This window comes from Jiangella muralis (assembly GCF_001270745.1).
GTDB classification, from domain to species: Bacteria; Actinomycetota; Actinomycetes; order Jiangellales; family Jiangellaceae; genus Jiangella; species Jiangella muralis.
Genome location: NZ_LFXL01000044.1, coordinates 1 through 20,088, shown reverse-complemented (window position 1 = coordinate 20,088; position 20,088 = coordinate 1). Strand labels below are relative to the sequence as shown.

At 66.7% G+C, this 20,088-nt stretch carries 19 protein-coding genes and 1 pseudogene; 17 read left to right on the top strand and 3 right to left on the bottom strand.

Annotation, left to right across the window (positions count from 1 at the left end; all coding sequences use genetic code 11):
• Positions 1–244 precede the first annotated feature (244 nt).
• The 5 genes from ACW62_RS29175 (at position 245) to ACW62_RS29155 (ending at position 5,110) form a co-directional block, all read left to right on the top strand.
• Positions 245–913, top strand: coding sequence for a helix-turn-helix transcriptional regulator (locus tag ACW62_RS29175; RefSeq protein WP_157575059.1), 669 nt, complete (start codon positions 245–247; stop codon positions 911–913).
• A gap of 90 nt (positions 914–1,003) precedes the next feature.
• The gene (gene tal, locus ACW62_RS29170) at positions 1,004–2,110 is read left to right on the top strand and encodes a transaldolase (RefSeq protein ID WP_083460298.1); all 1,107 of its coding nucleotides are present in this window, start codon (positions 1,004–1,006) and stop codon (positions 2,108–2,110) included.
• A gap of 1 nt (position 2,111) precedes the next feature.
• Entirely contained in the window at positions 2,112–2,588 is a 477-nt protein-coding gene (locus tag ACW62_RS29165) for a hypothetical protein (protein ID WP_053207642.1), read from the top strand.
• An 87-nt stretch (positions 2,589–2,675) separates the two neighbouring features.
• Complete coding sequence (locus ACW62_RS29160) at positions 2,676–4,487, top strand: glycoside hydrolase family 15 protein (protein WP_053207641.1); 1,812 nt, start codon at positions 2,676–2,678, stop codon at positions 4,485–4,487.
• A 128-nt stretch (positions 4,488–4,615) separates the two neighbouring features.
• Positions 4,616–5,110 (top strand): VOC family protein, encoded by a 495-nt coding sequence (locus ACW62_RS29155; protein ID WP_205629679.1) that lies wholly within the window; start codon positions 4,616–4,618, stop codon positions 5,108–5,110.
• Positions 5,111–5,273: 163 nt separating this feature from the next.
• On the opposite strand, the pseudogene ACW62_RS36660 reads toward ACW62_RS29155, so the two are convergent.
• From ACW62_RS36660 to ACW62_RS29145, 3 genes and pseudogenes are all read right to left on the bottom strand, one after another.
• A pseudogene (locus ACW62_RS36660) lies at positions 5,274–5,646 on the bottom strand (hypothetical protein).
• Positions 5,647–5,991: 345 nt separating this feature from the next.
• Positions 5,992–6,357, bottom strand: coding sequence for a DUF488 domain-containing protein (locus tag ACW62_RS29150; protein WP_053207640.1), 366 nt, complete (start codon positions 6,355–6,357; stop codon positions 5,992–5,994).
• Entirely contained in the window at positions 6,354–6,809 is a 456-nt protein-coding gene (locus ACW62_RS29145; protein ID WP_053207676.1) for a MarR family winged helix-turn-helix transcriptional regulator, read from the bottom strand. Before ACW62_RS29145 ends, ACW62_RS29150 begins: the two co-directional genes overlap by 4 nt.
• 255 nt (positions 6,810–7,064) lie before the next feature.
• On the opposite strand from ACW62_RS29145, the gene ACW62_RS29140 reads away from it, so the two are divergent.
• The 12 genes from ACW62_RS29140 (at position 7,065) to ACW62_RS29095 (ending at position 19,650) form a co-directional block, all read left to right on the top strand.
• Positions 7,065–8,021 carry a slipin family protein gene (locus tag ACW62_RS29140; protein WP_083460297.1) on the top strand — a complete coding sequence of 319 codons (957 nt, stop codon included), beginning with the start codon at positions 7,065–7,067 and terminating at the stop codon, positions 8,019–8,021.
• A 50-nt stretch (positions 8,022–8,071) separates the two neighbouring features.
• Positions 8,072–10,036: an aconitate hydratase gene (locus ACW62_RS29135; protein ID WP_053207639.1), complete on the top strand. Its 1,965-nt coding sequence runs from the start codon at positions 8,072–8,074 to the stop codon at positions 10,034–10,036.
• Between the two features lie 416 nt (positions 10,037–10,452).
• A complete protein-coding gene (locus tag ACW62_RS29130) occupies positions 10,453–11,676 on the top strand; it encodes a PucR family transcriptional regulator (RefSeq protein ID WP_053207638.1) in 1,224 nt (407 codons plus the stop codon).
• Positions 11,677–11,892: 216 nt separating this feature from the next.
• Positions 11,893–12,252, top strand: a complete 360-nt coding sequence (locus ACW62_RS29125; protein WP_157575058.1) for a hypothetical protein — start codon at positions 11,893–11,895, stop codon at positions 12,250–12,252.
• Between the two features lie 139 nt (positions 12,253–12,391).
• On the top strand, positions 12,392–13,393 hold the full coding sequence (gap, locus tag ACW62_RS29120) for a type I glyceraldehyde-3-phosphate dehydrogenase (protein ID WP_053207636.1): 1,002 nt from the start codon (positions 12,392–12,394) through the stop codon (positions 13,391–13,393).
• 14 nt (positions 13,394–13,407) lie between these two features.
• Positions 13,408–13,989, top strand: coding sequence for a 2-oxoacid:acceptor oxidoreductase family protein (locus tag ACW62_RS29115; RefSeq protein WP_053207635.1), 582 nt, complete (start codon positions 13,408–13,410; stop codon positions 13,987–13,989).
• A complete protein-coding gene (locus ACW62_RS34450; protein ID WP_157575057.1) occupies positions 13,982–14,149 on the top strand; it encodes a hypothetical protein in 168 nt (55 codons plus the stop codon). The genes ACW62_RS29115 and ACW62_RS34450 overlap by 8 nt, the downstream gene beginning before the upstream one ends.
• 80 nt (positions 14,150–14,229) lie before the next feature.
• Positions 14,230–15,870 (top strand): aa3-type cytochrome oxidase subunit I, encoded by a 1,641-nt coding sequence (ctaD, locus tag ACW62_RS29110; protein WP_083460312.1) that lies wholly within the window; start codon positions 14,230–14,232, stop codon positions 15,868–15,870.
• Positions 15,871–16,284: 414 nt separating this feature from the next.
• A complete protein-coding gene (locus ACW62_RS33480; RefSeq protein ID WP_083460296.1) occupies positions 16,285–16,671 on the top strand; it encodes a TraR/DksA family transcriptional regulator in 387 nt (128 codons plus the stop codon).
• Positions 16,668–17,318 carry a PIG-L family deacetylase gene (locus ACW62_RS29105; protein ID WP_053207634.1) on the top strand — a complete coding sequence of 217 codons (651 nt, stop codon included), beginning with the start codon at positions 16,668–16,670 and terminating at the stop codon, positions 17,316–17,318. The genes ACW62_RS33480 and ACW62_RS29105 overlap by 4 nt, the downstream gene beginning before the upstream one ends.
• Before the next feature lie 205 nt (positions 17,319–17,523).
• Entirely contained in the window at positions 17,524–18,408 is an 885-nt protein-coding gene (locus ACW62_RS29100) for a universal stress protein (protein ID WP_053207633.1), read from the top strand.
• 381 nt (positions 18,409–18,789) lie between these two features.
• Positions 18,790–19,650 (top strand): universal stress protein, encoded by an 861-nt coding sequence (locus ACW62_RS29095; protein WP_169792150.1) that lies wholly within the window; start codon positions 18,790–18,792, stop codon positions 19,648–19,650.
• Positions 19,651–20,088 lie beyond the last annotated feature (438 nt).

The window sequence follows — 20,088 nt, the reverse complement described above, 5'->3', positions numbered from 1 at the left end:
GGGCGTCCCATGGCTTGCACGCCAGACGAGAGAGACTGTGTCCCGAACACGGGGAGCCCGGCCCTGGATCACGGGCCGGCGATTGCCTGCCGGTCGGCCGTGTCCGACAACTCCAAGGCTGCTCCGTACACCCACATCTGCGCAGCGGGCGTCGCCGGCCGATTCAGATCGGACTCCCTTGCCGGTCGTCGGCAGTCTCGCCAGAGTTTCTTTCATTAAGACTTTCGTGCTTTACAATGTGTGCATGGAGCTGCGGCCGTTGATGGATCGGGTGGCGGCTATCAGCGCGCTCGACGATCCGATCCGTCGGGAGCTGTTCGACTACGTGTCCCGCAGGGACGCACCGGTCAGTCGCAACGAGGCCGCCCAGGCGCTGGGCCTGACGCGCCAGACGGCCGTATTCCACCTCGACCGGCTAGTCGACGACGGCCTGCTGACGGTCCAGTTCAAGCGCCTCAACGGCCGGACGGGGCCAGGCGCGGGACGACCCTCGAAGCTGTACACCCGAACGACTGAGGAAGTCGCGGTCACGGTCCCCGAACGTCGCTACGACTTCGCCGCCCTGCTCCTTCTGACAGCGATCGAGGAATCGACCCGCACCGGTGGCCCGGCAACGGAGACGCTGCTGCGGGTGGCGCGTGAGACCGGACGTGCCCTGGGCGCCGACGCGGGATCGCTGGAGCGGGTGCTCGAGGACCACGGATACGAACCCCGGCCAGATGCCGACGGCGCGATTACGCTCGGCAACTGCCCGTTCCATCGACTGGCCCGGCAGCACACCGACACCGTCTGCCACCTGAACCTCGAGCTGCTCTGTGGCGCCGCGGAGGGCTCGAACGACGATCGGCACACCCTGGTTCTCGACCCCGGGACCGGGCGATGCTGCGTTCGGGCCTTGCGACGTCAACCGTGACCCGCATCCACACGGAGCTACGGTTCTGAACGGGTTGCGCCGCCCGACACCTGTCAGGCTCCGCGCCGGTCCGGCCGGAAGGAGTACCTGATGAGCAAGCTCGAACGCCTGTACACGGAGTTCGGCCAGAGTCCGTGGCTGGACAACCTGACCCGCCGCTATCTGCGCGACGGCACCCTGTCTCGCATGGTCGCCGGGGGGATCCGCGGAGTCACTGCCAACCCGACGATCTTCGCCAGGGCCATCGAGGCCTCACCGGACTACGACGATCAGTTCTCCTCTTTGGTCTTGGCCGGTTGTTCGGTGGACGACGCCTACTGGGAACTGGTCGTCGCCGACATCGCCGCCGCCCTCGCCGTTCTGCGTCCGGTGTTCGACGCCACTGACGGTTCGGACGGCTTCGTGTCGGTCGAGGTCGCACCCGAGCTGGCGCGCGATACCCGCGCCACGGTCGCAGCTGCCCGCGGTCTGCACCAGCGGATCGACCAACCCAATGTGTTCGTGAAGATCCCGGCGACCACGCAGGGCGTTCCCGCCGTCGAGGCGATGATCGCCGAGGGCCGCAGCATCAACATCACCCTGATCTTCTCCCTGACCCGCTACGCCGAGATCATCGAGGCCTACATGTCCGGCCTGGAGGCGTTCACCGCGAGCGGCGGAGACCCCACCGGAGTCCACAGTGTCGCCTCGTTCTTCGTCAGCAGGGTCGACTCCGAGGTCGACCAACGACTCGAGGCCATCGGAACCGGCGAAGCCCTCGAGGCAAGGGGCCAGGCCGCCATCGCCCAGGCCAAGCTCGCCTACGTGCTGTTCCGCGAGAGATTCTCCGGACAGCGCTGGGAGCACCTGGCCGACCTCGGTGCGCATCCCCAGCGGCCGCTGTGGGCCTCTACTTCCACCAAGAACCCTGCCTATCCCGACACCCGGTACGTCGACGAGCTCATCGGCACCGACACTGTCAACACCCTCCCCGAGCCCACCATCGCTGCGTTCGAGGACCACGGCCACCTTGCCCGCACCATCGACACCAACGTGGACGCGGCAGCCGAGACGATGCGACGGCTGGCCGCACTGGGCATCGACATGGACGAGGTCGGCTTGACGTTGGAGAACAAGGGCATCGCAGGCTTCCACGATTCATTCACGAAGATGAGCGCCGTCCTCGACGCCAAGGCCCGCCAACTGATCCGGCGCTGAGATGGACTGGGCGGGGTGGGCACTGTTCGGGCTGATCGCCACCACCACACTCACTGCTGTGATGATCGCCGCCCAACTGGCCGGGCTGACCCGCCTGGACCTCCCCCTCGTGCTCGGGACCCTCGTCACCGAGGACCCCGACCGGGCCCGGGCCGCCGGGTTCTTCATCCACCTCGCCGTCGGCCAGGGCTTCGCCCTCGGCTATGCGGCAACGTTCGCCCTCCTCCATCGCGCCACCTGGTGGCTCGGAGCGCTGCTCGGAACCCTGCACGTCGCCGTCGCGCTCACGGTGCTCCTGCCGCTACTCCCCGGCATCCACCCGAGGATGGCGTCGCATCGGGCCGGACCGTCCAGCACCGCAGCCCTGGAACCGCCCGGCCTGTTCGCCCTCAACTACGGCCTCCAAACCCCCGCTGTGGCGATCATCGCCCACATCGTCTACGGGACTGTGCTCGGACTGCTCCTACAGGCCCGCTGACATGCGCCAACCAGACGTGCGCGCCGGCACGCAGCGCGCTCTGACATCCACGCACGAACTCACGCCCAGTCGGAAGCAGGCGGCAACGTGACCACCGACGACCCAGGCACCTATCCCCAGCCGTCCACGCCCATCGGGGATTACGGGTTGCTCGGCGACACCCGCACCGCGGCCCTGGTGTCCACCGCCGGGTCAATCGACTGGCTTTGCATACCCAGGTTCGACGGGGAACCCGTCTTCGGCCGGCTCGTCGGAGGATCGTCGGCGGGAACATTCCGGGTCGGGCCTGCTCAGGCATCGCGGATCGTCGAACGTCGCTACCGGCAGCACACCGCGACGCTCGAGACGACCTGGGCGGAGGGCGAGCGCCGACTGACCCTGACAGAGGCGATGGTCGCCGAGGTCGCAGGACGCCTGTTACCGGCAACCTTGATAGTGCGGCGCCTGTCAGCCGTTGGCGGAGCCGTCGACGCAGTCGTCGAGTTCGACCCCCGCCTCGGCGAGGATCACCGGCGACCCAGGGTCGGCCACCGGCCGGACCTGGTGTGCGAGTGGGGATCTCTCGCCCTGTCGTTGGGCAGCGAACCTGAACTGGCCATCGAACCCGGCCGGCCCCTCTCGACCACCGTCACGCCGGGCCACCCGCTCACCCTCGTGCTGGCCGTGGCGCACCGCGAACCGCTCGTCCACGTCGACCCGGATGCGGCCTGGGATCTACTCGTCGGCGACGAGGCTCGCTGGCGGACCTGGACCGCACAAATCGACTACGATATCCCGTTCCGCGAGGCGGTTGTGCGAAGCCTGCTGACAATGCGGCTGTTGACCTACTCGCCATCAGGGGCCGCGGTGGCCGCCCCCACCACGTCCCTACCCGAGGATCCCGGCGGCGCCCGCAACTGGGACTACCGCTACGCATGGCCTCGCGACGCGAGCATCGGCGTCGCCGCCTTCCTCGGCGTAGGAATGGTCACCGAGGCCCGGGGATTTCTAGGATGGCTCCTGCACGCCAGCCGGCTCCAGCGGCCGCGCCTACCGGCGCTACTCACCCTGGACGGCCGGTACGCACCTCGCGAACGCCAGCTGCGCGGCTGGGCAGGCTACGCCGCAAGCGTGCCGGTGCGGGTCGGCAACGGCGCGGCCGACCAGCACCAACTCGACGGTTACGGCTGGGTGCTGGACGCTGCCTGGGTGCTCGTGCAGGCCGGTCATCACCTCTATTCCGAGACCTGGCGGGCGATGCGGGGCTTCGCGGACCTTGTCGCGCGCCGATGGCACCAACCCGACGCCGGCATCTGGGAGATTCGCGACGACGCGGCCCACCACGTGCACTCCAAAGTGATGGGTTGGCTCGCCCTTGACCGTGCCCTTCGCATCGCTGATACCCACCGACTGCCCGGCCGGCAACGCCAGCGGTGGCAGGCCGCCAGAGACGCCATTGCGGACGACGTCAAGGCACGAGGATTCGACCCGACGAAGGCCAGCTACACGCGAAGCTACGGCTCCACCGACGTCGATGCGGCGTTGCTCGTCCTGCCGTTGATCGGTATCGAGGACGTCGATTCGCCCCGTGTACGGGGAACGATCGACGCCATCCGCGGCGAGTTGTCGGCAGGAGGACCGCTGATGTACCGCTACCCACCGGGACACGACGGCCTACCCGTCGGCGAGGGCGCCTTCCTACCCTGCTCATTCTGGCTGGCCCAAGCCCTCGCGTGCACCGGCCGCCGCGCCGAATCCGTCGAACTGTTCGAGGAGCTACTCACACTCAGCAACCTGCTCGGACTCTTCGCCGAAGAGATGGACCCCGGCACGCGAGCCCACCTCGGCAACTATCCCCAAGCCCTCACCCACGCCGCACTCATCCAGGCCGCGCTAGCGCTCCGTGACAGCTCCCCGTGAGCTGTCGCAGGAACCCCGCGAACCGCAGTCATCGACCACACGAGACGGGACAGGAGACCTGTACGCTGGTGAGCATCACCACGAGGCAATCGAAGGCGGCACCTCCCCATCGGGAAGGAGGTTGTCCGATGCCACGCGACAAGTCGCCAACCGGCGGCGTTGAGCCCGACGTCGCGGGCGACGGAGACGGCAGCGGCGACGCGGCAGGACGAAACCCGCTGAGACTGGCCACAGCGGTGATGTTCGTGACCGAACTCGAGCGATCGGTGACGTTCTACCGCGAGCTCTTGGGATGGACCGTCACCGTGCGTGACGACACGGCCGCCCTGCTGGCCGGCCCGGACGGGTTCCAGCTGTACGTGCGCAGCATGGGAACGAACGCCCATCATCCTCTCGGCCACGTAGGCATCCAGTACCTCATGTGGACGGCAGCGGACGAAGCCGACCTCCGCCGCTGCGAACAGTTGCTGCGGGCGCAGGACAGATATGTCAGCAGCCACAATGGCGACGGATTCAGCGTGGTCGAGGGCCGAGGCCCCGACAACGTCCCCGTCCTGATCACGTTCCCCGGGCCCGATCAAGCGCCACGACACGGCATCATGAAACGCATCTACGAATGGTGAACTCCCAGCACACCCGATCGAGGTCGGAGACCAGCTCCCCGGCGGCGGAACGCAGGGATCGGAACAGTTGTCAGGGCTCGTCGTCACCGTCGGCCACGGCATGTCTGCACCGGGAACGACGGCCGACAGCGTGGCTCGCGAGGACGATCAAGGCAACGGCTGGTCACAAGGCCGGAAGCAGGATTCCTGTGGTCGCCAGGGCGAGCACCTTGATCACCTCGAGGGGTGACGTACATGTAATGGCCGCTAGAACGAGGCGCGTCTTCACCGGTGAGCACACGGTCTGATCGGCGAGTCAGCCGCAGGCAGACGAGGGTGAGCTGAACCAACCGCACCGCCATGGCGACGGCCTCTACGGTAACGATGCGCGCTGGCGGCGGTTGATCGCGGTGCCGACCGCCACGGCTGTGGCGAGGACGACCTCCGCAGTGTTGAGGCACGAAAGACGAGGCGGCCGACGCCAGGCCCAATCCGCACCGTGACATCTGGCGCACGAAACTTCACCGGCGTTCCATGATCGATATGGCAAGCACCATACCGAGCCAGACGAACGCGGCCGCGGTCGCGACAGCGAGTCATGGAGTCACTGGGGCCTCCCGTCAACGGGTCCAGACGAGCACTCGTCGCCGTCGGTCATGGGCGGGTAACGGACTGGGCCAAGACGCGCCGGGCAGAGATCCGGTTCGGCGAACGGATCGAGCCGGTCGAATCCGTCAGCGCGACGATCAGGGGCGGTCATGAGTTCTGTGACGGCAATGCGGCCACCCGCAGAGGATCCGCCCCGAGCGGTCCGGGTTGGCCGCTCCGCCCGGCGCGCTGTGGATACCACCATGAGTGGCGGATTTCTCTAGCAGGTACTGGTGCCGCTGCGCTGGCGGCTGTCATGGCGATTCCCGAAGCAGTTCGCCCAACACCGCCGCTTGGCTGCGTTCCACGTCCTTGGTGGCGGTGAGCAACGTCAAGGTGTTGGTGTCCAAGAGCGCCCGCAGGTGGTCGAGCGCCGCCTGCTCGGCCGGGGACTTGAGTTCGTCGCGATACCGGGACCTGAACTCATCGAACTTCGCTGGGGTATGGCCGTACCACTTGCGCAGCTCGGTAGACGGGGCGACGTCCTTGACCCACTCGTCCAGTGCCGCCTCGTCCTTGGTCAGCCCCCGAGGCCACACACGGTCGACCAGGACGCGTACGCCATCGCCTGGCCTCGGATCATCGTAGACCCGGCGAACCTGTGTCTCGTGCTTCGTCATGTCTCGCCTCTTCCCATGTCAGGTGCTTCGGCCCAGCTCGGAAGGGCCAACGCACCGCCCATGCGTCTCAGCTCGTCGCGGTGCAGTGCGCCGAGGCGCGCCAAGGCGCCTTGGCCGTCCGGAGTCAACTGCACACGTACTGCACGAGCGTCCGCCGGGTGCACTGCTCGTTGCACCAGCCCTTGGTCACGCGCCCGGTTGACCAGCTCGACGACGCTGTGATGTCGCAATTGGAGGCGCTCCGCCAGTTCAGCGATGGTCGCCCACTCGCGCCCCGGGAACCCTTTGAGCGCCAGCAGCAACTGATACTGCTGCGGGGTGAGGCCATGGCTACGCACGGTCACCTCGCTGAAGCGGAGGTACTGGCGAATGCCGAATCGAAAGCGTGCGAGCGCTTCGTAATCGTCCTTCGTCAGAGGTGCCGACTCCACGTGTCCGCCCTTCGTTGTCATCACCAGTATGAGACCAGAGTCCTCGCCGCCGTAGTGGCAAGCTGGCGCCAGCATATCGTGATACGATATAAAATGCTGGGCGCTCAGAAAGGCGGGGGCGTCGTCCCCGATGATCACGAACACTTGACCATGCGGGCGCCGGGCCATTGTCGAAGGGTGCCGGCTACCCGTTCATGACGTCGCCCAGACAGCCGACGCGTCCCTGAACGAACTTACACACAGCGGGGAGCGAGGGCGTCGTGAACGGAGGGCGAAATGACCATCATTTACGTACTACTGGTGGTGTTGGCCGTCGGTCTTGTCGGGATGGCGGCGAGCATACGTATCGTCAAGCAGTTCGAACGGGGTGTCGTGTTCCGGTTCGGGAGGGTAGATCGTGCTGTCCGGGGGCCGGGTCTCCAAGTGCTCATTCCGCTCGTTGATCGCTTGCAGAAGGTAAACATGCAGATCATCACGATGCCGGTTCCCGCACAGGACGGGATCACCCGTGACAACGTGACGGTTCGGGTGGATGCGGTCGTCTACTTCAGCGTGGTTGAGCCGATACGCGCTGCCGTCGACGTGCAGGATTACGTAGCCGCCATCGGTCAGGTTGCGCAAACATCGCTGCGTTCGATCATCGGTAAGAGCGACCTGGACGATCTGCTGTCCAACCGGGAGCGCCTCAATCAGGGGATGGAATTGATGATCGACAGCCCGGCTTTGGACTGGGGCGTGCACATCGACCGGGTGGAGATCAAGGACGTGGTACTACCGGATTCGATGAAGCGTTCGATGTCGCGCCAGGCCGAGGCCGAGCGCGAGCGGCGGGCCCGGGTCATCACCGCCGACGGCGAACTGCAGGCGTCGGCAAAACTGGCCGAGGCAGCTGAAACTATGGCAGAACACCCGGCTGCCCTGCAGTTGCGCCTCCTGCAGACCGTTGTCGAGGTGGCAGCCGAGAAGAACTCCACGCTCGTGTTGCCGTTCCCCGTCGAGCTACTCCGATTCCTGGAACGATCGACACCGCCCGAGCCTGCTCGGACGGCCGGCGCCGTCGAGACGCTGCCCGCCCAGACCGCGTCAGACAGTGAGTCCTCGATGGACGACGGCCTGTCGATCCCGCACCAGCCCGACGTCCTCGAGATTCGCGACGCCAATCAGGCTGTGCCTGTCGGCGACGGACCTAGGCTCGATCGAAACGCCGCCCGACAAGGCTTACGTGCAATGTGAGCTCTCCGTGAGGTGAGGCGCGCACCTCGAAGATCGCTAGGAGGCACCCGATGGGGCAGAACGTCGCACACAAGCTGATCGCCACCCACCTCGTCTCCGGCGATATGGTCGCCGGCGCGGAGATCGCACTTCGGATCGACCAGACGCTCACTCAGGATGCGACCGGAACCCTGGTGATGCTCGAACTGGAGGCCCTGGGCCTGGACCGGGTCCGCACTGAGGTCTCGGTGCAGTACGTCGATCACAACCTGCTGCAGACCGACGGAAAGAACGCCGAGGACCACGACTTCCTGCGCTCGGCCTGCCAGCGGTTCGGATTGTGGTACTCCAAGCCTGGGAACGGCGTCTCGCACCCGACGCACATGCAGCGCTTCGGCCGCCCTGGCAAGACCTTGGTCGGCTCGGACAGCCACACCCCGGCGGCCGGCTCGCTGGGCATGCTGGCCATCGGCCTCGGCGGTATCGAGGTCGCGATGGCCATGGCGGGCGAACCGATCTACCTGCGCATGCCCGAGATCTGGGGAATCAGGCTGACCGGTGAGCTGCCACCCTGGGTGAGCGCCAAGGACGTCATCCTGGAGATGCTCCGCCGACACGGGGTCAAGGGCGGCGTGAACCGGATCATCGAGTACCACGGCCCCGGGCTGGCGCAGCTGACCGCTATGGACCGGCACGTGATCGCCAACATGGGAGCCGAGTTGGGCGCTACCAGCACCGTGTTCCCGGCCGACCAGCAGGTACGCGCATTTCTTCGTGCCGAACAACGCGAAGAGGACTTCGTCGAACTCCTCGCCGATACTGACGCCACCTACGACGTCACCGATGAGATCGACCTGTCGACCGTGGAGCCGCTGATCGCGCTACCGAGCTCACCGGGCAATGTCGTGACGGTGCGCGAGGTAGCGGGTCGACCGGTGGCCCAGGTGGTGGTGGGCTCGTCGGCCAACCCAGGGCTGCGCGATTTCGCGATGGCCGCCGCTATCGTCGCCGGGCGCCAGACGCATCCGGGGGTGTCCTTCGACGTCAACCCGAGCTCTCGGCAGATCCTGCAGGACCTCACGAAGATGGGCGCCACCTTGACCCTGATCGCGGCCGGGGCCCGGTTGCACCAATCGGGCTGCATGGGCTGCATCGGCATGGGTCAGGCGCCGGCGAACGGACGCAACAGCCTGCGCACGGTCCCGCGGAACTTCCCGGGACGGTCCGGAACCCGCGAGGACTCGGTGTATCTGTGTTCTCCGGAGACTGCCGCCGCGGCCGCCCTGACCGGCCAGATCACCGACCCGCGCGACCTTCCCGAACTGCTCGGGATCGAGTACCCGCACATCGAGCTACCGGACGAATCCAGCGTGAACACCGCCATGCTCGAACCGCCGCCACCGAAGCAGGCCGATCGTGTCGAACTCGTCAGGGGACCCAACATCTCGTCCCTGCCCGACTTCCCGCCGTTACCGGACCGCATGGCGGCGCCGGTCGTGCTCAAGGTCGGCGACGACGTCTCGACCGACGAGATCCTGCCCGCCGGAGCACGGGTGCTGCCCTACCGGAGCAACATCCCCAAGCTGGCAGAGTTCGCCTTCACCCAGCTCGATGAGAGCTACCCCGAGCGGGCGCTCGCCAGCCGCAACGACGGCGGACACATCGTGGTCGGCGGCGCCAACTACGGCCAAGGGTCCTCACGCGAGCACGCTGCGATCGCGCCCCGCTACCTCGGGCTGCGTGCGGTTATCGCGGTGTCCTTCGCCCGTATCCACTGGCAGAACCTGGCCAACTTCGGGGTGCTGGCGCTCGAGTTCGCCGATCCCGGCGATTACCACCGTGTCGAGCAAGGTGACGTTCTCGTCCTGCATGGCGTGCGGCATGCGATCGGAGCAGGACCGGATGTCACTGTGCACAACACCAGCCGGGACGAGGAGTACGCAACCCGACACCGGTTGTCCGAGCGGCAGGTAGCGATGCTGTTGGCCGGCGGGCTGATCCCCTGGCTACGCGAACAAGCACCAGCTGCGACGTAGACCCACTCCCCTCCCCCGCTCTGGTTCAGGTGGGTGCGTTCGAATGCGTTCGCGAAGGCGAGACAACGCCGGCCTCGGCGCGAAGCCCGTCCTCGCCGACGAGGACATGAGTGATCAACCTCGCTGCCGCAGGCGTAGCAGGCATCGGGCTGGACGGCCAGACCTCGGTGGTCCTCCCCGGTTCTGCCGGGCTCCAATTCCCGTATACATCAGGCGTGAGAGCGAAGGGAGTATGGCGGTCAGGGCTCAGCGGTGGATGCCCGCTCATGCACCTCTCACGCCGCCGTCCCAGCCCTTCGCCGGGCGTGCCCCCGGTCGGCGAACCTACGACCGTCCTGATGGCTGAGGGCCGGCAACGGTGCTGTACTGGACCTGACGCGAAGAACTCTCCAGGCGTACCTACCGAGGGGACCGGGATGAGCGGTCACGGACACGGCCAGGAGCGCGGTCCTCTCAGTGGCCCGGATGAGGCATGGCTCACGGCGATCGCACAAGCCGCAGCAGGTGACGCTCCGGCACCCCTCGAGTTACTGATCGAATACCTCACCCTGCTCGCGGACGCGGCGATCTCCGGCCGTCGACCTCGCGAACCCGAGCTCGCGGTCGTGCGAGCACTGGGGCGTCGAGCCGCCGAACAGGGCGTGTCGGCCGGCGAGGTTGTCGACTTATACCTGTCGGCGGCGTGGCGCATGTGGCGCGATCTGCCCGAAGTGGTGCCTTACCGGGACCGCGACACGGTACGCGCCTCCGCCGAGATGGTGTTGCGCGCCGTGGGTGAGGCGGTCGCCGTCCTCGTGGACAGTTACCAGGCCGCCGGCCACCAGATGATCCGGCGGGAGGAATCGCTACGCCGCGAGCTGATCGACGACCTCCTCCGCGGAGAGGCCGATGTGGCTCGGATGATCGAACGGGCCGAACCCTTCGGGCTCGACCTGGGCCGGCCACACCAGGTGACGCTTGCTTCTCCGGTGAGTGGCATGCCCGACACCGACGTCGCGGTCGGAATGCTGGAGCGAGCCATCCTGGACCGGTTCGGGGATCGCGATGTGCTCGTGGCCACCAAGGACGGCATGCTGGTGGTCTTGATCCCGGCCACCGGACCGCCTGCGGCACGATCGCCCGATGATCGCGACGTCGGGAAGTTCATTCATCATGCGTTGACCCGCCATCGGCCCGGTTCCTCCTGGTGTGTGGCGACTGGGCGGGCATATCCAGGTTCTTACGGAGTAGCCCGGTCCTACGAAGAGGCACGCGACGCCCTCATGTTCGCAGAGCGGCTCCACCTCGATGCGCCCGTGATCGATGCCCACGACATGCTCATCTACCGCGTGTTGGGCCGAGATCAGGCCGCGATCACCGACCTGGTCGGGGCCGTGCTCAGCCCTCTTGAACAGGCCCGTGGAGGGGCCGAGCCGCTGCTGAAGACTCTCGGGGCCTATGTCGATACCGGTGGGGTCGCCACCGAATCGGCGCGCCGCTTGAACGTGTCGGTCCGTACCGTCACCTACCGGCTGGCCAGGGTCAAGGCTCTGACCGGAAAGGACGCCAGCGACCCAGCGCAGAGGTTCACGCTGCAGGTCGCCGTGCTGGGGGCGCGGCTCCTCGACTGGCCTTCGCGCCCCCTGCCTGCCAGCGGCTGAACCAGCGCGGGTTTCCGTCCTCTCCCGAAGGACGCGGTTGCTGACGGTCGGCAATCAGGATGGCCTGATTTCGGCTGGCGATGGGAATAGTCGCCGAACACCTTCTACGGCACTCTAAAGGTGAAGTGCTGTGCCGGTCACGCATCGATGAAGCTGCGCCGCACATTCACATCGATCGGATCGAGAAGTCCTTGATCGGGCTTGGCGGGTGGCGTGGTGAAGGTTTATCAGATTGTCTGGTTGACATTGTGTGGGGTGCTGGGCGTTGTGGGTGCCTCGGCAGCCTTCGCGCGGTCGGCATCGGCAATGCTGGTGCTTTTCGCGCTCGCAACCATCGGTGTGGGCGTAGTGGCGTTGCTCAGACTCGGCCCGGACTATACCGATTCGATGCCGGGCGAAATGTGGCGGATGGTGGGAACCCATTCGCTCGGTAGTGGCGTTGCCGCGGTAGCGGTCGTCGGGTTTGATGCGATGCTCGGTGGCCGGGGGTTGGTCCTGCTGCTTGCGGTCGTCGCATTCAGTTCGCCCTATGTCATTCGCCGCTACCGTCGCTGGCTTCGATTCCTGCTCACATGATTCCACCACGACCCGATAACTGATGCCTGATCACGAGACGGATGTCCTGTCGGCCCACTGACTCGGGACCTTGGGCTCTTTTTCCGCCCGGTGCAGGTGCCGAGGCTGGTTGTAGGACCATTGCGACACGGAGGCCACCATGACTGTACGCGTGGGTATCAACGGGTTCGGCCGGATCGGTCGGACCTACCTCCGCAACGTCTTGGACCGGGACATCGATGTGGTCGCCGTCAACGACATCACCGACGCCGAGACGCTGGCGCACCTGCTGGCCTACGACTCCACCTACGGGCGTCTTGCCCAGACCGTCGACCACGACGACACGTCGCTGACCGTCGACCGGCACCAGATCGCTGTGCTCTCGCAGCGCGAGCCGGACCGGTTGCCGTGGGGGGAGCTCGGGGTCGACATCGTCGTCGAGGCCAGCGGCAGATTCCGCACCCGCGACGAAGCGGCCGCACACCTGAAGGCCGGCGCGCGCAAGGTGCTGCTCTCCGCACCGGGCAAGGGTGTCGATGCGACGGTCGTCATGGGAGTCAACGAGGGCGTCTACGACCCGCGCGCCCATGACGTCGTGTCGAACGCTTCCTGCACGACCAATTGTGTCGTGCCGATGGTCAAGGTCCTGCACGACAGCTTCGGCATCACGAAGGGCTTCATGACCACGATCCACGCTTACACCGGTGACCAGCGGCTGCTCGACAGCCCGCACAAGGACTTACGCCGGGCCCGGTCGGCTGCCGTGAACATCATCCCCACCAGCACAGGCGCCGCCCGCTCCGTCGGCCTCGTCATTCCCGAGATGGCTGGCCAGCTGGACGGCCTGTCGCTGCGAGTGCCGGTCGAGGTCGGCTCCCTGGTCGACCTCGCAGTCGTCCTGGACCGGGCCGTGACGGTGGCAGACGTGAACGCCGCGTTCGAGGCGGCCGCCACGACCGCCCCGCTTGCCGGGATCCTCGCCTACACGACGCGACCGATCGTGTCACGCGACATCATCGGTGACCCCGCCTCGTGCGTGTTCGACGCGAGCTTGACCGAGGCCAGCGGTGACCTGGTGAAAGTGTTCGGCTGGTACGACAACGAGTGGGCGTTCTCGGCCCGGCTCGCCGACCTCACGGAGTACATGGCCGACCGTCTCTGACGAAGGGCACGCCGATGTTCCAGATACGGATACACGGGCGAGGCGGCCGGGGCGAGGTCGTCACGGCGGCCGAGCTGCGCTCGATGGCCGCCCTCGTCGAGGGTCGCCACACTCAGGCCTCGCGGGCCTTCGGCTCCGGGCGAGCCGGCGCGCCGGTGATGGCGTTCTGCCGGATCGCGGATGTGGCGATCCGGCGGAACGAACCGGTGATGGATCCGGACGCGCTGATCGTGCAGGACACCACCCTGCTGTCCGAGGTGGATGTGTTCGGCGGGCTGAAACGCAACGGCTACCTGCTGCTGAACTCCGAGCTCGGTCTGCCCGAGCTCGGGCAGACCGAACAGGCCCGGTGGCACCCGCCCCGGCACGTCGCCGTCGTGCCGGCGAGCCAGCTGGCCATGCGGCACACCGGCCGGCCGGTGCCGACCGCGGCGATGCTCGGCGCGTTTGCGGCGCTCACCGGCGTGGTCTCGCTCGAGTCGGTCGTTGCGGCCATCCGCGGCCGGTTCGGCAGGCTCGTCGAGGGCAGCGCGGCGGCGGCCACCGAGGCCCATGACCTGCTCCGAGCCGCTAACGGGAGCACCACTCATGCGTGAGCGGATTGCGGATTCGATGGCGATCGCTGCCGCCGCGACGGCGCGCCGGCCGGAGGTCGTCTGTGCTCATCCGATCTCGCTGCAGGCGCACCTCGTCGAGGCACCTCTGCCCAACGCGTATCCGCAGACGCCGTTGGACGAGGGCGGGAGCGAAGGGTGACCACGTTCCTGGAGCGGACCGCGGCCGCGCGCACTGGAGTTGTCAGGCCGAGGCGGAAGGGCAACGTGGTCGTCCGGTGGATGACGTCCACCGATCACAAGGTCATCGGGTACATGTACCTGATCGCGTCGTTCGGGTTCTTCCTGTTCGCCGGGGTGCTGGCGGTGCTGATCCGGGCCGAGTTGTTCTCGCCGGGCCGCCAGGTGGTCAGCGACCAGCTGTACAACCAGCTGTTCACCATGCACGGCACGATCATGCTGCTGCTGTTCGCGACACCGCTGTTCATCGGCTTCGGCAACATCATCGTGCCGCTGCAGATCGGTGCGCCCGACGTCGCGTTCCCGCGGCTGAACATGTTCAGCTTCTACCTGTTCGTGTTCGGCGGGCTGATCGTCTGCGCCGGCTTCATCACCCCGGGCGGTGCGGCCGACTTCGGCTGGTTCGCCTACGCGCCGCTGCACAACACCGTGTTCAGTCCCAGCGTCGGCGGCGACCTGTGGGTGGCCGGCCTGGCGATGAGCGGTTTCGGCACCATCTTCGGCGCGGTCAACTTCATCACGACGATCGTGTGCATGCGCGCGCCCGGGATGACGATGTTCCGGATGCCGATCTTTACGTGGAACATCATGATCACCAGCATCATGGTGTTGATCGCGTTTCCGCTGCTGGCGGCCGCGCTGTTCGCGATGTTCGCCGACCGGAACCTCGGTACCCATATCTTCGACCCGTCGGTCGGCGGCGCGGTCCTGTGGCAGCACCTGTTCTGGTTCTTCGGCCATCCCGAGGTCTACATCATCGCGTTGCCGTTCTTCGGCATCATCACCGAGGTCATACCGGTGTTCAGCCGAAAACCCTTGTTCGGTTACAAGGGCCTGGTGTTCGCGACGCTGGCCATCGCGATGCTGTCGGTGTCGGTGTGGGCGCACCACATGTTCGTCACCGGGGCGGTGAACCTGCCGTTCTTCGCGGCCATGAGCATGCTCATCGCCATCCCGACGGGGTTGAAGTTCTTCGCCTGGATCGGGACCATGTGGCGCGGGTCGATCACGTTCGAGACGCCGATGCTGTTCGCTCTCGGGTTCCTCGTGACGTTCCTGTTCGGCGGGATGACCGGTGTGATCCTGGCGTCGCCGCCGCTGGACTTCCAGGTGTCCGACAGCTATTTCGTGGTGGCGCACTTCCATTACGTGGTGTTCGGCACGGTCGTGTTCGCGATGTTCTCCGGGTTCTATTTCTGGTGGCCCAAGTTCACCGGCCGCATGCTGAACGAACGCCTCGGCAAGATCCATTTCTGGCTGTTGTTCATCGGGTTCCACGGCACGTTCATGGTGCAGCACTGGCTGGGCGTCGAGGGCTTCCCGCGTCGCTACTCCAACTACGCGCCCGAGGACGGTTTCACGTTCCTCAACCAGTTCTCGTCGGTGTTCGCGTTCGTGCTGGCCGCGTCGACGCTGCCGTTCCTGTGGAACGTCTGGCAGACCCGGCTCGCGCCCAAGGTCGAGGTCGACGACCCCTGGGGCTTCGGCAACTCGCTGGAGTGGGCCCCCTCCTGCCCGCCGCCGCGGCACAACTTCACGTCGCTGCCGCGGGTGCGCAGCGAGCGGCCCGCGTTCGACCTCAAGTACCCAGAAGTGACCGCCACGGCCGAGCGCAAGCCGGCCGATGCCGGGCCGCTCACCCAGGCTCTCGGCCCGCCTGACGTGGGCGAGGAGCGGAACTGAAAGGGCCACACCTGCGCCATCGAGGCGAGCAGACTCCACGACGCGCTCATGGCGTTCCTGACCGCCGCGGAACGGGTTCGTCGTGCCAAACTCGTGCCCATCTCCCCGCAGGGTTCAACTGTCCCGCGGTCCCGTGTGCCGGCGCAGCGTCAACGTTGCCGCAACTCGGCAATGACAGTGGCTGAACGTTCGCCGACACCGACCCTTCCATCGATGCATGAATGACTGCATAGTGAATGGTAGATGTACTCGGACCTCGAGTAGAGAAGGCAGGCCGAGGGACCGCCACGAACTGTGAGGTCTTGCTCGCGTCCAACGAGCACCTGATGGGCAGAGTCGCCACTGGTGCGACAGGGGCTTCCGTTTGGAAGCCTCCCGCAACCGGGTTTTACGCAACGCAATAAAGGATCATCTGTGACAGCGATCGAACATGCCGCACCGAAGCGCGCACGGCGCTCCGGCATCGCCGCTTACCTACACGCGATACGCGCAGATCTCAGGCACCAGCGACGATTTCGGACCGAACAGCTGAAGACTCTCGATACCACCACAGGGACCGGCGCAGCACGGATAACGAATGATGCGCTGAGCCAGGTGACTTTGGAATTGAGAGCAGCGGCAGCTGTGGCGTTGGCCGATATCGACGCCGCACTGAACCGCATAGCGTCCAACCGTTACGGACGATGCCAAGAGTGCGGCACGATTATTCCAATGGAAAGGCTGCAAGCGCTGCCGATGGTCCGACTTTGCATGACATGCCAATTCGCACACGAAGTGGAGAGAGGCGACCCGTCAGCATGAGGAAGTTCGCGAAGCCCGTGCCCGCGGTCCGGCGGCTGCTCGTCGTCTGCGCACATCCCTACGATGCGACGTTCGCGCTGGGTGGTGTGATCGGTGCCTTCGCCGGCGCCGGAACATCAGTCCATATCCTGTGCCTCACCCACGGCCGGCGACCCGACAGTGGCCCACGTCTGCGCCTCGACCGGGCACGCGACCTCGGCGCAGCCGCCCGCCACCTAGGCGCCGAGGACGTGACGTTGCTCGACCACGCCCTGACCACACTCGCCGCCGCCAGCGCCGACGAGCTCACAGACGAGATCCTCACTGCAGCCGCCGGAACGGACGCGTTCCTGACGATCGATGCGACCGGCGCCGACGCACATCCGGACCACGTCGCCACGATGAGTGCCGCCTTCCGGGCCGCCGCCAAGCACGGCAGCACACTCTACGCCTGGACCATCCGCCCATCGGAAGCCGGACGCGGCCACCAAGTCGTGGTTGTCGACGTCGACCGCGGCAGGCAACGCCGCGCCATCGCGTGCCACACCGGGCTGCCCACCGACGACCCGTTGCGCAGCCGCTGGCTGGAGCGTCAGGACCCTCAGGAGCGGCTGATCGTGCTCCGGGCCGAGCGCTCCGTCACGCCGGTCTACGCCCGACAGATTTGACCACCGAGCGACATCGACAAAAAGGGACCAATCGGTATCACGGTCCCGGACGCCGCTGGACGAGCTGGTCCCGCTGATTCACGCTCCACGGCAGGACAGTCATCCCGCCCCAGGCCACGACGAATCGCTGCGGTTCGTCCGCCAGCTCGAGCACATCGTCTCCGAGCACTCGAGCTGACCGCTCACGAATGATCGGAGTCAGAAGATGATCAACCACATCGCTGTCGGTGTCGATGGCTCGCCCGACAGCGGTGTCGCTCTGGGCTGGGCCACGGCCGAGGCCGAGTTGCGCGGTTCGAAACTGCTCGTCGTGCACGGCCTGTTCATGCCAGTCGCGTTAGTGCCCTTCAGCGACGTCGCCGTCCTTCCACCGTCCGACGACCTGCTCGTCAACGCCGAGGACATCCTGGAGAAGGCTCGGCAACGGGTCAAGGACCTTGCACCGGACGTCAGCGCCGAGACGTTCCTGATGCTCAAACACCCGGTCGATGCGATCCTGGACGTGGCACGCAACGCCACACTCATTGTCGCCGGCACGCGCGGGCTCAACACCTTCGGCGCATTCGCGCTCGGTTCGGTGAGCGGCCGAGTCGCCGTCCAATCACCTCGCCCCACGGTAGTCGTGCCACCGAACACGAGGCCGGACGACGGATCGATCGTCGTCGGCGTCGACGGCTCGGCCGAGAGCGACGCCGCCGTTCGGTTCGCGCTCATCGAAGCGAGTCGCAGATCGGCCAAGGTCGTGGCGCTGAACGCCTATCACGGCCGGGCACTGTCAGTGCGAGCCTTCGAACCAGACGCGCTCGTGAAGGCGACAGGAGCGGAGCACCGCCACGCTGAGAATCTCGTAGCGGAGGCGATCGACCGAGCACGCGAAACCGTCGGTTCCGACGTCGCGGTCACCGTCCGGACCGATGCCGGCCATCCCGCCGATGTGCTGGTCGACGCCGGCCAGGACGCAGCAATGATCGTCGTCGGCTCGCGAGGACGGGGCCAGGTCCGCAGCATGCTGCTGGGTTCCGTCAGCCGCTCGGTGCTCCACGGCGCCAAGCGCCCGGTCGTCGTCGTACGCGACGCTCCTGGTGTGTGATTCGACTGCTAGGCCGACGACGCCCGTCGCCCACCGGTGGCGGACGAACAACTGCCTCCGGCCCCCGGGGTGCTCCGAGGGGCGGCGCGTGTCCGTATCACGCAAGAGCATCGTCACTAAGTTCGAGGATGCTCGCCTACCCGTGCATGGAGATGGTCTTCGACTCGTCGCCGGGCTGGGCGTGCCGCGTTGGGACAATGAGGTACCGCAGCCGCCGAGTCCGCGTCGTCAATGGGGTCGAGTCGGGCCCGGCGTGTCAGGTGCGTAGCGACCCTTTTAGTACCTACCGACGTGGTTGCGAGCGAGAAACCGCCAGGGGGCTGATTGATGTACATCGAGGTGGGTGCGTGGTCGGGAAGACGCCATCCGCGAGGAGCCGTTGTGGTCGGCTACAACGGCAAGGAGCACAGCCGCGTCGCTCTGGCATGGGGCGCAGAGGAAGCGGCTCAACGAGGCGCACCGCTGCTCGTGCTCTTCGCCGCCAACTACCCCGGAATGACCACCGAACCCGGACCAGGGCTCCTCCGTCGCGATCCGGGCGCGCTGGAGGCCGCCGAGGAAGTGACCGCTCGGGGGGTGGTCGAAGCCCACGCTGCCTTTCCCGGGCGCTGGGTCGTCGGCGCCACCGAGGTGACCAGTCCGTCACGGGCTCTCACCGAAGCCAGCAACGACGCCGCGGTGGTTGTCCTCGGCAGCCGCGGCTACGGCCGCGTCACCGGCGCGCTCCTCGGCTCCGTCGCGTTCGCCGTCGCAGCCCGAGCACACTGCCCAGTGATCGTCGTCAAAGATGAGTCCGTGGACCGACGTGCCGGGCCGGAGCATCCCGTCGTCGTCGGAACTGACGGGTCCGCCGGAGCAACAGCCGCCGTGACCTTCGCCGCGGACCGAGCCGCCACGACATCCGCGCCCTTGGAGGTCGTCACGTCGACGGGCGGACGCCAAGTGGCGCCCGTCGCCGCACGCGAGCTGCGTGCCTCGGCACACCGGATTGCGGCGTCTGCAGCAGGACAGTTGCGGAGATCCCACCCGGAACTCACAGTGACGACCCGCGTCGAGGACCGTCCGGCAGAAGTCACACTCGTCGAGGCGTCGGCAGATGCCGGGATGGTCGTGGTCGGCACACGCGGCCGGGGTGCGTTCGAAGGGATGCTGCTCGGCTCAGTCAGTCACGCCGTGATCCACGGCGCGACGTCCGCCATTGCTGTCGTCGGCGAGGACCGACCTGACGCCGTTACGGCGTGACGACCCTCACTGCAATGCAGTAGCCGCTGCCGAGCGTGTCCTGCAAGGCTGTGCCCTACGAGGCGCGTTCGGCGACTTGGTCGCCTGCCCGAGCTACGATACAAAGTCCCTCACCTCCGCCGATATGGCCCGGTTCCACACGACATCGGCCACCTGCAACCAACGCACAGGTCGTCGGCACAGCGGCGGACGCTGCCTGGCCGACCGCCCTGAGCGATCAGGTCCCGGAGCAACTGCCGAACCGGTTGGCTCGGCGGAGCGCCTGGGTCGTGTTGGGTCACCGTGTTGTCACAGGTGGTAGCTGTACTCGCGGAACTCCCAGTCTGTGACCCAGCGAGAGAACCGATCAAGCTCGTTGCGCTTGTAGGCCAGGAAGGTCGCCGTCGGCGTCGTGATCGCCAGCGTCTCCGGCGGCACCGCGATCGGGCCGCTGGTCGG